This is a genomic window from Paenibacillus sp. JNUCC 34 (genome assembly GCF_058269055.1).
Genome location: NZ_CM177770.1, coordinates 4,702,707 through 4,716,506 on the forward strand (window position 1 = coordinate 4,702,707; position 13,800 = coordinate 4,716,506).

The window sequence follows — 13,800 nt, forward strand, 5'->3', positions numbered from 1 at the left end:
CCTTTTGATTTTTATGATTCTAATCGACTTAACGCTCTTTCTTCATAGCGTACTTCGGTTATTCGTTATTGGGCATTGAGCAGGTTCCAGATAATAACGGCTGCCTGTGCACGGTTCGCGATACCTTTTGGCGTAAAGCGGTCATTACCCGTTCCGTTTATAATTCCCTCTTGGGTAAGCAGGGCTATGGCAGACTTCGCGTATGGAGCAATTTTCTCCTTGTCTTTGAATTTCGAAAGAGTCTCCTCTACCTTGTCAGCTGTCTTTTTGTTCACCAGGTTCAAGGCGTTGGCACTCATGATTGCCATCTCTTCACGGGTAATCGGACGATTCGGTTCAAACTTCCCGCCGCCTACTCCCTGAGCAAGACCAGCCTTCATGGCGGCTGCTATGATGTCGTAGTACCAATCGGATGACTTAACATCCTTCATGGTCGCAGGTACACTTCCTCCCGTCAGCTCAAAAGCACGGACCAGCATAGCTAAAAACTCGGCACGTGTTACCGGCTTGAGCGGCTTGAAGGTATTATCACCAAAGCCCTTCAATATGCCTCTTGTCGTTAATTCCTCAATCGCTTCCTTCGCCCAGGAAGCAATTTGGTCTGCATCCTTGAACGCCGGAGGTTTCGTTGGTTCAACTGGCGGTTTAACCGGTTCTGTAGGTGTTACAGGTGGCGTCACCGGTGGTGTGACCGGTTTAGTAGGCGTTACGGGCGGTGTCACTGGTGGTGTGACTGGTGGTGTCACCGGCGGATTAGGATCCGTAGGAGTACCGCCTTTTTTGACATGAACCGTAGCAGGTCCACTCTCTTTACTCTCGTTGTGAAGTCGATCAACGGCGGTAACGACATAGGTATACTTACTATTTTCAACTACCGTTGTATCAACGAACGATTGGACAGAGCCTTCCTGTTTGCGTAATGTCTTCAACATTTTTGCCGGATTCTGAATATCAATGGTTTCTTTGTCCAAGAAACGGTAAATCGCATAATAAGCTTCATCGTCCTTGGATCTCCAATTCAGCTTTACGCCCTTCTGGTCATTATGCGCTGTTAGGCCTACTGGTGCTGATGGGGCTTTGTTATCTAACCATGGCATGGTCGGAACCAAGGCCGGGTAACGGTACAAATCTTCGCGGAGGCGGTCTGTAAATCCCAGAGGGTTCTCTGCAAACCATTTCGCGCTAAAGTACATGCTTCCAGCAACCTGATCAAAGTTCCGGTTGTACTTAATCTGGTTTGGCATTTCCTCCGGATCAAGCCAGTTATCTACCGAGCCGACCCGATAAACGGCCTGACCGCTGTACAACTGGACATTCTTGCCTGCGGTAACGTCGCTCCACCACTCAATTAGCTTATCGTAGGCCGCTGGCCCGTAGCCTCTATACCAGTAGATTTGAGGAGTAATATAATCGATCCACTCTTCATCAACCCACTTTTTAGAATCAGCGTAAATAGCATCATAGCTGCTGAGTCCATTCGTCTCAGATCCATCCGGGGCGCTAGCACTCTTGTTCTTCCAAATGCCAAATGGACTAATGCCAAACTTCACATGACTTTTCTTGGCTTTAATCGCTTCGCTGACGTTCTTCACGAACTGATTCACATTATTTCTGCGCCAATCTTCCTTATTCGAGAATCCTTTGCCGTACTCAGTAAACGTATCGTCATCAGGAAAGTCCTTACCTGATACAGGATACGGATAGAAGTAGTCGTCGAAGTGGACCGCATCAATATCGTAGTTCTCTACAACTTCCATGACCCCGTCAAGGATAAACTTCTGTGCCTCCGGGATACCTGGGTTAAAGAGGAGTTTGCCGCCATAGGCTTCAACCCATTCCGGGTGCAGTCTTGCCGGATGATCCTCGATCAGTTCGTTTATATTTTCATTCATACTTACACGATAAGGATTGAACCACGCATGGAATTCCATGTTCCGTTTATGGGTTTCCTCGATTAAAAATTCCAACGGATTATAGCCCGGATCCTTGCCCTGCACGCCTGTGAGCCATGCCGACCATGGGCCGTACTTTGACGGATAGAAGGCATCAGCTGTCGGCTTGATCTGCATAATCACCGCGTTCATACCTGCAGACTCCAGCTGATCGAGCAGATCAATATACTGCTGCTTTTGAGCTGCGGGATCAGCACCTTTTACAGGCCAATCGATGTTCTCCACTGTCGCTATCCAAGCCGCTCTCATCTCAGCCTTCGGCATGGCCTTTGACTGATTAACGGTGATGTACAGTGAGCTTGTTTTTCCGCCGTGTGTGGCAGTTATTCTCGATGCCCCGACCTTCAATCCCGTCACCTTCCCGTTCTCATCTATAGAAGCGACTTCCGGGTTACTGCTGCTGTACATTACTCCTTCATTCAATTCTACAGGCTCATCCATCCACGTATAAGATGCCATCGCAACGGTATCAAAGGAGTCCCCGATGTTTACAGCCGTCAAGCCGCGAAGTTCAATACTCTTCAAAACAGGTACAGGCTTCTCCACCGTGATCGGATGTTCAACGGATACCCCCTTGTAGGATACGGTAATAACCGCTGAACCTTGGGACAAGGCTGTAAGATGCCCTTCATCATTCACGCTGACAATATCGGGATGACTGCAAATAAAGCTTACACCATCCGCAAGCGGAAGCGGATTATCATACCCGTCATAAATTGCATGCGCTTTCATTTTTCCAGTAACGCTGGTTTCCAAATGTACCGGTCCAGACAATTCTAATTTCTGTGGGACAACCTCTTCGTCAGTTACCTTTAAGTTAAACGTTGCAGGAGGCGCACCACCATATTGTGCTGTAATCGTAACTTCGCCTGGTGCCACTGCCTCAACAGTGTCATATGTAGCCCCTGTCACTGTGGCAATGTTTTCATCGCTGCTGCTCAGTTTTACTCCTTCTGTCACCAAAGCAGGTTCGGTCATATTCGCATATGTCGCATAAAATACTGCTCGCTGGGATTCGCCCGTCTGCATCGGGGTCAGTCCGGTGATGTCTAGGGCATATGCCTTGGAATCACTGTACAGAGCTGTCAGACGATCAAAGTAGAGTTCACCCTTGTTTTTGTTCGTATCTTTCAGTTCCGTAACGTAAATTTGAGTGAGTTTCAAAGGAGTGGATATTGAGGCAGGAACACTAAATGTGATGTATTTCCATCCAGTCCAACTTAATCCTGTCGATGTGGTGAGATCAAGAGCTGTTTTTACACCATCTGCTCCTTGAACCTGTGCCCGCAGCCAGTGATTGCCACCATCTCCGTACACCCAAAGCCCCATGCTTTTGGGATTTCCGGTAAAGGTTCTGCCCACACTTCCGTCTGGGTCCTTAAAGTTGATGTATGCCGCGGAAGTTCCAGTCGTACCTGTAAAATCGTAAGATAATTTCGCCGCGTGATGGCCATAAAAAATCGTTTCCGGCCTGCTTACCAGACCCAGATCGGCTGTTGCCCGAACAGCTGAGGCTTGTATATACGAAAGATTCTCAAACTCCTCGATGACCTCGGATGAGGGATTCACTGCTGCCGGCTCGGCAGAAGTCAGATACAATGGATCAACTTGTGTTTCTGTTGGGGTGTCTGTGGGGACATCTGATGGATTCTCCGTAGATGAATCCGCTGGAATATCTGTCGGGATATCTGTTGAATCTTCTCCTGATGAATCTGCTGGGACATCCGTTGGGACATCTGTTGAATCCTCCCTAGATGAATCAACTGGGACATCTGTCGTTATTTCAGTTACAGCCTCTGCTGAAACTTCTGGAATCATGCTCCCCCATCCCGATAGGGTCGTACTGAGCGTCATGAGAACCGCCATCGTCCAGCATATAACCGTTCTGCTACGCCTGAATTTTCGTTTACTTAACATTCATTAATTCACTCCCTAAATAATATAATGAGTGCCGCTTCACTGCTGAACTTCTTTAGATTCAGCCTAACAGAGAAGATTTCCCCACCTCCTTTTTAGGTTTGTGTGAATTCACGAAGCCAATAAATAAGATGCACCCTTATCATATTGAAATTTTATTTCGAATATCAATAGTTTTTTAAAATTTTATTTTGTTTTTTTATGCAGGAATTTTGAGATTAGTGGCATAAGAGACGGATAAAAAGCATTCTGTAGGGAGATATGAATTAATGCCATTGACCAATTTCGTTGAAAACATATGATAACCTCTATATATTTATACTTACATACGTAAACACAGACCAAACCGGAGAAAGGATCCTTACCTTGAGTAAAACCGGCAATACTTACTTACAACTTACCATCGCGATGTTTCGCACAGGCATTCTCGGTTATGGAGGAGGTCCCTCGGTCATCCCGTTAATCCGTCATGAGGCCGTTACACGTTATAAATGGCTAAGCAACGACGAATTCGGAGAGGTACTTGCACTGGCCAATGCGCTGCCGGGACCGATCGCAACCAAGATGGCTGCCTATTTGGGTTATCAGCAAAAAAAGAGTCTAGGCGCCGTTGTGGCCATTTTAGCCCATATCCTTCCAACCTGTATCGCTATGATTGCCCTGCTATCGGCGGTGCAATATTTGAGCACCTCCAAAATTATAGCCGGCATGATCGCTGGCGTTACTCCCGTTATTGCTGTTATGCTCGGCACAATGGCTTATGAATTTGGTGAAAAGGCTGTAAAGGGACTCGGTATATACGCAGGTATCGGCTTTTTCGCACTGTCATTCGCTCTGCTCGAGACCATCCAAATCCATCCCGCCATCGTCATTGTCCTGTTCCTTATGTATGGTGCGGTGCATTTTAAAGTCGTAGGCAAGATGAAGAAGGAAAGACGGGAAAAGGAGGGGGCTGAATAATGGAATGGATTGAACTGTTCATCAGTTTTTTTGTCGCCAATGTCCTTGGCTACGGAGGCGGCCCCGCTTCTATCCCGCTTATGTATGAGGAGGTTGTTATCCGCCGCGGCTGGCTAAGCGATCTGGAGTTCTCCAACATGCTCGCCTTAGGAAATGCCCTACCGGGACCGATTGCCACCAAAATCGCCGCTTTTGTCGGATACGGCGTATCCGGCTGGGTCGGCATGGCTTCCGCTCTAACAGCAACCGTAGTACCGTCAGCAATAGCTCTCATACTACTTCTGAAGCTGCTCCAGAAGTACCGGTCATCATCGGTCGTTAAAGGGATGACCCTGCTCGTGCAGCCTGTCATAGCCATCATGATGCTCACGCTGACCTGGCAGATGGGCAAAAGCTCTATCGTCTCCGTTGGCGCTATACAGACTCTAGGCATCGCTGCCGTGGCCTTCTGGGCCATGAATGTACGTAAGATCCATCCCGCCCTGGTCATTCTTGCGGCCTTTGCTTACGGTGGATTTGTATTGTCCCATATGGTGTGAGGTACCGTAGAGGGAGGATAATTTACTATTTCTTATTTTCTACCTCCGCCATGTAGCGTTACACCACCAGCATGCAGCGCCGCATCGCACGCTGGGAGCTGTACACGTTTCGAACAAATACAGGCACTAGGCAGAGGTACAGAAAATGTACACACAAACACACATTGGCGGACAGAGAATCCGTTATTTGTGAAAATCAGCTGTTTATTGCGATACTCGCGGACTGAGGTTCCGTTATTTGCCGTGAACCCCCTGAAATCATTGGGTTACGGATAATAGCGTATCTCCTGTGCGCATACACACCCAAAAAGTCAGAAATGGAGAAATAGTGGAACGCCAGTCCTCAAGTTCCGCAAGAATAGTATGTTAACGTAGCGGCAGACGGATGTCCATCAACATGTTGCACCTCACCATTACACCTCACGCCGGAAGAAGCACAGGGTTTAAGGTTATGAACAATAGAAACCCAGCGTGAGGACTGAATTCCGGAAAAAAAAAGCCACCGACTTTCTCGGCAGCTTCAACAACCTAATAATCAGCTTACTGTTCTCGTTAACCTTCCCATCACATACCCCGGATCTTTTCAGTCCACCTGATCCAGGAATTGCTCCAATGCCTTAGCATCATAACGCACAAATGCGCCGTTGGCCGTACCGACATAAACCTCCTCGTTGGTCGCATTCAGCGCACCGTTTCTGGCCTCTTGCTCGCGAAGCTCGGCACTTCCCGCATGAACATCATGCAATCGTCCGAGAAGACTTCCATCCTCTTTATTCAACACAAGAAGATTGGAAGCATGCTGAATGAGCAAATAACGATCCAATACCGCAAAGCTGCTATATACCAGATGAGATAGATCCTTATTGTTAGTAGATGTCATCCGCATCTTCCACTGCACCTCGCCTGTTTCTTTATGAACAGCAGCAGGCACGCCATTGAGCGCTAAATAGATCATGTCACCCTCGATCACACCTTTGGTAGCACTGCCCTTAAAAGTCCACAATTCCCTCTTCTCCACCGTGTCATAGAACACGCTCTCAATGCCTTTTATATGATGTCTCGATCCGCGCTGCACCAGAAGGTAACGCTGATCCAGCACTTCAAATAATTCATCAGGCTTCGCTGGATATACAGCCTCAGACTTGCCGGTTTTAATGTTGAGCAGCAACCACTCTTCCCCAAGCAATACCCATCTTGTAGTGGAATCTGCAAGCGCCAAAGGTTCAATCCGTTCGCCCCCAGTGTAATAAGGGTTTCTAGCCGGATCATCCAACTGTGTCTCCTTTACGTTCAAGCTCCAGACCACTTTTCCTGTTATCGGATCATAAGCTTTGAGTTGTTGGTTCTGCTGAATGAGTACGTACGGGTCATTCACCCCTTGATTCAAAATACGATATTCCCCTGAAAGAGTCTTTTTCCAGCGCATATTCCCTGTTTTGCTGTCCAGTACAGTCAGTGTTCCGTTTTTCGAATTGGGCCCCCAGAGCTCATACACAATGATGGATCGATCAGCAGCTGTCATGCCATAAGCGCCATCGCTCTTCTTCAGCTTTACCTCCCACATGATTGTGCCATCCGCCAAACGGATGTGGCGAACACGATCCTCATAATCCTTAATATCAGGATTATAAGCGGAATACATTGTTACATGTTTCTGCTCTGAATCCATTTTGACCGTAAACCCACCAAATCCCGCATTTTGCTGCCACAGCTTTTTGCCGGTCTTCCGGTTCAAAGCATAAAGCGATGAATTATGGTGAAATCCGCTAAATCCACCGTCATCACCTTTCAGAAGCAGAACATCATCATTTCCTCCGATTAAATACGAAAAGTTCAGATCCCCTTGATTTCTCCATATTGGGTCAGCTTTCAGAGTACGTGCGAGAGGCGAAGTTACAAAATCATAGGTGAAGTAATAGTCGTCTCCAGAGCTGCGTCTATCTCGATAAGTGTCAATAGAAGGCATTATCCACTCCGTCTGCTTCAGCTTACCTGACTTGGAAAATGTAACAATAAACTGCGCATCATCCCGCTCGTATCTCCATGTCTCGCCGAGTTGCATCGGTCCTCTATCCTCCATTTGCAGATTAACCGATTTTTCTTTCACCTGCGGTGTGCCAAGCAGCTTAAGTATAGATGCTGAATCATCCCCATCTTTTAGCATGTATGTTACTAGTTCCAGTATTGTACCGCTCGAAATGTCCGAATTCTTGTTCCATAACCCTTCTGGAAGTGTCTTCTTGGATTCGATATCCTTTGCCTGTACCCATAACAAAGCCGGACGGTAAATCGTATAATCCTGCTGCCACTGGGCTGGACTTACAAGAACCCCATACCAATCCTTCCACTGAGCAACCGCGGTATATGAGGTGTTGCTTTTCATTTCACTCCACTTCAGATTACTACCCGGTGTCATGGACAAACTCCGCTTTGATTTCATAATTACCGTCATCGGCGGAATGCTCTTGGTATTCACAGAGTCCTTCGCAAGATACCAGAAAGGAATCCACAAGTTGCCGCGGCTGTCATCCTTCACGCCAACCATCTCATCGTCCACAAAATCCACTTTAAACGACTCGCCTTTTTTGCCATAGTACTCAACCTGAAGATTTCGCGGATTGCTGTTCTTGGTTAGTTGAGTCGGAAAATAAACTGCATTCATCTGCAATTTAACTTTATCGCCCGCCTTGAACATTTGTGAAGAGCCGACACTTGAAACCTTAACGGATTCTGCCGTTGCCTGCTTCAATGGTGTGATCGGACTAAACAATAAAGAGACGCTAACCACTGTCATACATCCATAAGTCAGCATTTTGGTAAAGGAATATTGCTTGTTCAATAGAACCATCCTTTCTGGTATAAGCCGCTTACTGATTAAACGTCTCTTCTGGCTCATTAGTTCCATCAATTGGAATTAAAAAAAGAAAAAGACCTCGTCGTTATAGACGAAGTCTCCAAATACAGTTCACCCTGTCGAACAACTTTATGATCGATTTATGAAAAAACGTGTCTCAAAGGTCGTCTTATGACGGTCGCTTCGCACGGTAATTTCCCCGCCCTGAACTTCAATAATGCTCTTCGTAATAGCAAGGCCGAGTCCGGTGCCGCCAGTTTGCTTGGAACGAGAGCTTTCCACCCGGTAAAACCGGTCAAAGATAAAAGGGATATCATTCTCGGGTATGGGTTCCCCATAATTGCTAAAACTCACGACAACTTGATCATTGTCTCTGCGGACAACTACATCTACAACCTTGCCTTCTTGTCCATACCGCATCGCATTCGTCATCAGATTCTCATACGCCCGGACTAGCCGTTCACCATCGGCCATAATTTTAAGCGATTCACCCTCAACCTTCATTACACACTCCATCCCTTGCTTCTCAAAGCTTGGAACAAACTCCTCGATCAACTGCCCGATAAAATCCACCATATCAAGCTCTTTCATGTCCAAAGGAAGCCCATTGTTAATGCGTGTATACTCAAACAGATCATCGATCAGCTTTTTCAAAGCCAGTGATTTTTCATAAGCAATGTTTACAAAATACCTCAGCTCCACCTCATCCTGGTACCGATCTTCCTCAATTACCTCCAGAAATCCGAGTATAGAAGTCAGCGGGGTTCGGAGATCATGCGAAACGCCGGTTATAAGATCATTTTTCGTTTTCTCCGCGTTACGCTCCTCCTGAATAGAATGGCTCAACTGTCTGCTCATCTGATTAATACTGTCTGCCACCTCGCCGAGTTTACTGCCCGGATCAACCGGTATTTCAATATTAAAATTACCTTTCGCTATCTCCCGCAATCCGTGTGTAATTTCCTCCAAATAAGAATTAAGCTGCTCCGTCATATGGTTAATGCTGTCCGCCACCTTACCGATCTCGTCATGAGACTTGATCTTAATTTGATAGTCAAACCGCCCATTAGAAATCTCCTGCATACCTGCTTCAATCTCTTGCAGATTACGCACGAAACGATTGCTGTTCATATAAATGCTGACAAAAAACACCACAATGCCGATAGTGATCATCACCGGTAGAGACCCGATATTATTAATAACGAAGCGAAGCGGATAATTGATGGGTTCTATCCCAACGATGAAAGTGCTCAGTGAGTACAAAATAAGAAGGAACAGAGCTGTAATAGCGATGCTGGACAACAGCAGAAGGATGAGCTTCCAGCGGACCGTATGGAGTAATTTATTTCTCATATGCCTTCACCTCTGCGTGGATTTACTCAATCTTATATCCGATTCCCCATACCGTTTTTATGTAGTCCGGACGCTGCGGATCCTTTTCAATTTTTTCACGAAGCTTTCGAATATGAACCATGACCGTATTTTTGGATTCCATAAACGGCTCATTCCATACCTCGACATAAATCTTGTCCATGCTCATAACAAGTCCTTTGTTAACAGCCAACATATGAAGCAGGGCAAACTCTCTTGGGGTCAGTTTAATTTCTCTGCCCTCCACGGTTACACGGTGAGATGCAATATTGATGGTCAAATCGCCGATCTGGATCTCATTCTCGTCTTGAACAGGCTTAGTATTAAGCTGGTTATAACGGCGCAGCTGGGATTTTATACGCGCAATCAGTTCCAACGGGCTGAACGGTTTAGTAACATAATCATCGGCTCCAATGCTCAGGCCGGCGATTTTATCGATTTCCTGGCTTTTGGCGGATAACATAATAATCGGTGTATTATTCTCCTCACGGATTTTCATGCATGCCTGTATGCCGTCCATTTGTGGCATCATGACGTCCAGAATAATGAGATCAACCTTATGCGCTTTTAGTATATCCAACGCTTCAAGGCCATTGGATGCACTGAGCAGTGTGTAGCCTTCATTTTTTACGTAAATATCCATTAGTTTAATGATTTCAGTCTCATCATCCACCATTAATATTGTTATTCCAGCCATAGCTCCTCCTTGTGGAAAAATCGATTCTTGCTATCAATTACTGTTTTCTATAGTTACGAGGCTTTTCTCCCTACGGGTATGACTTCTCTTGGTTTTTGAAATATTGCCAAACAGAATCCATGAGAAAGGAACATAGCGTACCGTAAGTGCCACAACGATCCAGGAACAGCAGAGCGCGAATATGAACCCGCCTGCATACCAAACATGTGAAATAATCGGACTACCGCTTAGCGGTGGGTACTGCCTGTACAGAAGCAGAAAGAACGGATGGATCAGATAAATACCGAACGAAAGCGCGCCAAGCCGTTCCAGCGTGGAAGTAAGTCCACGGGGTGCTTTCCGGTACACGACAAAAGCCAATTGCAGCAGTGTGAGCGCCCCTAGATACGTATGCAGGTTCCACATCAGCTCGTATAGCGTGGAATTGTACATGGTACCGTACAAGCGATAGTTGTAATACAAGTATACATGAGTTAATCCGGCCGCAGCCCAACAAGTCCATAAAACAATCCAGCCAATCATACGAGACCATGTAGCGTTATCCCGGCTCAGGGTCAGCCAGCCCTTAAGCTTCGGATAATAAATGCCGATGCAAGCGCCCAGCATGAAATAGGCCATGTAAGATAGAGACCAACTCCCCTTATTCGGGACTTGCCAGTAGTACTTATTTAGCAAAACAAAAGTCCATTGCACGGCAAGTCCGATTGGGATCGCCCATCGGGTCAGCAGCGGAGCCTTTTTAAACAGCCATAAGATAATCGGAAATAACACATAGAACTGAATGCTGATGAATACAAAGTATAGATGTGTATAAGCCTTTCCCGTCAACAACTTCCCCACAAAGCTTTCAACTGTATCTTGTAGTGAGCGATCCTGATAGTGGAGCATATGCAGCAGTCCGAAATAAAGTGCAGAGAACACAATGTAAGGAATGATTATAAATAGCATTCTTTTCTTGAAAAATCCGCCAATCAGCTCTTTCGTCAATGGCCGTTCGTAATAATTATAGAACAGAACAAAGCTACTCAAGAAAATAAACGTTGGCGTCCCGTATTTCATAAATATGTTCATGAAATTGTATAGGAAGAAGTAGTTAGATCCCGTCATTGCTGTGGATGCATACGAAGTAGAGTGGACAGACAGCACCCCTAGGATGGCGAATGCTCGTACCAACTGCAGCTCAGGAATATTTTCCCGCTTCTTCTGTAGATCAGACTTATTCATCATAGCTTATTCCCTCCGGTATAACTAGGTCGTCCGCTTCAGAATGAAGCAGCTTTACCTACTATACAGGACAGTTCTTAACGCTATACTTCCTAAGTTCTTAACAATTGCTTAAGTTTTTTTACTTCCCCTCATTTTCGGTTAATTGTAAACTTTTATGCACTTCATAAATTTAAAACGACCCAGGATAAACCTAGGTCGTTCCATTTCAATAACAGCAGGTTATCCCCCTGCCGTTACTCAAACTTAGCTTCTGGCGTTAGTGTGACATTAGATCCGTAAGGCTTCATCTGGCCTGTCTCGATCAGATATTCCTCTACGATCCCAGCAGTATCCACTAATGTGGACGCCAACCAATCCTCATACAACTTTCCGAATTTTTTTAACAGCCACTCGGCTGTAAACTCGTTCGTGTAAGAGAAGAGGTGATATATTTCTCGGATCGTATTTGTTCTTTTCAGGCCATAATCGTCTGTCCAGGTTACCTTTTGGTTCAGGTTAACCTTTCGGATATCCTCTGTTTTGGTCGCCAAATTGCCATTCTTATACTGGAAGTAAATACGGAGTGACTTCTCATACTTATGACCTTTCAGCACTTTCCAACCTGCCATGCTTCCGGTTGCCGGCACTTCGTACATTTTGCTTGAACTCTTGGACGGCTTAGATTCTTGCGCTTTCTTCTGCTCTGCCTTAACGACGAATTGAGCCGCCCCTAAAGACACGTTCATTTCTTGTTTTGATGCGTTCCATTTCAGCTTGGCGCCCAGTGCAGCCGTCAGGAGATCCGATGAAACGAGTGTCTCCCCTTTATGCTGAATCGGAGCACCCTTCATCGTTATGGTCTTATCATTAATCTTCGCTTTCTTACTTCCCGATGTAACACGGATATCGGTCGTTCCTACTGTAATGTTAAAAGTCTTAGACGCAGCCTCATACTGCACCGTCCCACCTAATGCTTGAAAGATCGGCTTCAAGGGCAGATAAGTAATGCCCTTCTCCTGTTTAGCGTTCTCGATTGGTTTGCCAAGACCCGATACAATTGTTACCGATTGCTTCAGTCCACCTACATTCACGCTTAAACTTGCTTCGCCTACTCCCTGAACCTTAATCTTTCCATTGTCTAACGGCTGCAACAAATGTGGCTTATCGGTTGATAGCTGAACCAACCCTTCTGGAATAGCTACCTTTTTACCGTTGGCATACTGGAATTCGAGCTTTGGCGTAATAGAATCCCCGACCTTAGGTCTGCTGTTCGATACCTTTAATGTGATGCGATCAATCTGTGGAATTTCAACCTTATACAGCTGGCCATTGTCATATTCAACCCAAGTTCCATTTTGCTGACGGGCGTAAAACAACTTACTCCCGCTGATGGCTACAACCTTATCAATACCCTCAATTCCGCTTAGACGGACTGTATCAAATTTCTGTGTAAATACATCCGTTCTGGCACTCCATACGGTACCGTCTTTCTTGGCGAAGACCAGCTTGTCTTCCTTGCCTAACGAAATATCTACACCGTCTGTAACCACTGTTTGCGATATATAAGTCTTGCTTCCATTAACGATCATTGTGCTGAAAAGAATCAAGCGCCCGTCATTGTACAAAATGGCAGCGTAGTCTTCTGAAACTTCAAGTTTAACAATCGAGGCCGTGTCCGGTACTTGGCCAAGAACGACCGGCTCTGCACGATACTTCCCGTTGTAATGCAGTACGGATCCAGATGAGGTAACGCCTCCAATAATTCCGTTAAACTCATCAAAAATAGTTATGCCGCTGAACCCTTTTACTGCCGCAGGTTTAGAATTCTCCAATCTCCAGACTGTTCCGTCTGAGGATAGCCAGTATCCATCCCCTACCTGCTTTACACTGCTGGTACCCGGAACAATTTGCAGACCGGATTTGCCCCACTTTACCAATTGTCCGCTGTTATTGATTCCGTTGCCTGACATTCCGCTGCCCGCGATCGCCTTCAAATTTCCATTCACAGGAACCGCTATTTGTGTCAGAGGATTTGAGGAATACGTCACCCATATTGACCCGTCTTCAAGCAATGGGGTTCCATCAGGCAGCATCGTCACGATCTTATCTCCACCCGCTCTGGAATCACCGTATACTGTCCCCGCGGCTGCTGGAATTACCAAGCATACTGCCATTAATAATGCGAACCATCTTTTCAACATTGTTCGGACACCCATTTCTATGAATATAGTTATTTAGGACCAAGGAATATTATACCATCTCAGTTCGATAAAGCTCTATTAAAATTAACTTATTGTGGAACGC

8 protein-coding genes are annotated in these 13,800 nt (G+C 45.9%); 2 read left to right on the forward strand and 6 right to left on the reverse strand.

Translation table 11 applies throughout. The annotated features are described in order from the left end of the window. Positions 1 to 65: 65 nt before the first annotated feature. Complete coding sequence (locus AC2TF5_RS22040; RefSeq protein ID WP_491299262.1) at positions 66 to 3,869, reverse strand: family 10 glycosylhydrolase; 3,804 nt, start codon at positions 3,867 to 3,869, stop codon at positions 66 to 68. 366 nt (positions 3,870 to 4,235) lie between these two features. Between AC2TF5_RS22040 and chrB the strand changes: the two genes are divergently transcribed. Together chrB and chrA are read left to right on the forward strand one after the other, a co-directional pair. Beyond that, positions 4,236 to 4,829 (forward strand): chromate efflux transporter ChrB, encoded by a 594-nt coding sequence (chrB, locus tag AC2TF5_RS22045; RefSeq protein WP_491299263.1) that lies wholly within the window; start codon positions 4,236 to 4,238, stop codon positions 4,827 to 4,829. Then, positions 4,829 to 5,368, forward strand: a complete 540-nt coding sequence (chrA, locus tag AC2TF5_RS22050) for a chromate efflux transporter ChrA (RefSeq protein WP_491299264.1) — start codon at positions 4,829 to 4,831, stop codon at positions 5,366 to 5,368. The genes chrB and chrA overlap by 1 nt, the downstream gene beginning before the upstream one ends. Positions 5,369 to 5,951: 583 nt before the next feature. Here chrA and AC2TF5_RS22055 read toward each other — a convergent pair. From AC2TF5_RS22055 to AC2TF5_RS22075, 5 genes are all read right to left on the reverse strand, one after another. After that, positions 5,952 to 8,207 carry an outer membrane protein assembly factor BamB family protein gene (locus tag AC2TF5_RS22055; RefSeq protein WP_491299265.1) on the reverse strand — a complete coding sequence of 752 codons (2,256 nt, stop codon included), beginning with the start codon at positions 8,205 to 8,207 and terminating at the stop codon, positions 5,952 to 5,954. 144 nt (positions 8,208 to 8,351) lie between these two features. Next, positions 8,352 to 9,575, reverse strand: a complete 1,224-nt coding sequence (locus tag AC2TF5_RS22060; protein ID WP_491299266.1) for a sensor histidine kinase — start codon at positions 9,573 to 9,575, stop codon at positions 8,352 to 8,354. A gap of 22 nt (positions 9,576 to 9,597) precedes the next feature. Continuing rightward, positions 9,598 to 10,290 carry a response regulator transcription factor gene (locus AC2TF5_RS22065; RefSeq protein ID WP_491299267.1) on the reverse strand — a complete coding sequence of 231 codons (693 nt, stop codon included), beginning with the start codon at positions 10,288 to 10,290 and terminating at the stop codon, positions 9,598 to 9,600. Positions 10,291 to 10,323: 33 nt separating this feature from the next. Next, positions 10,324 to 11,514, reverse strand: a complete 1,191-nt coding sequence (locus AC2TF5_RS22070) for an acyltransferase (protein WP_491302965.1) — start codon at positions 11,512 to 11,514, stop codon at positions 10,324 to 10,326. Positions 11,515 to 11,750: 236 nt separating this feature from the next. Beyond that, positions 11,751 to 13,697 carry a copper amine oxidase N-terminal domain-containing protein gene (locus AC2TF5_RS22075; RefSeq protein WP_491299268.1) on the reverse strand — a complete coding sequence of 649 codons (1,947 nt, stop codon included), beginning with the start codon at positions 13,695 to 13,697 and terminating at the stop codon, positions 11,751 to 11,753. Between the last annotated feature and the right edge of the window lie 103 nt (positions 13,698 to 13,800).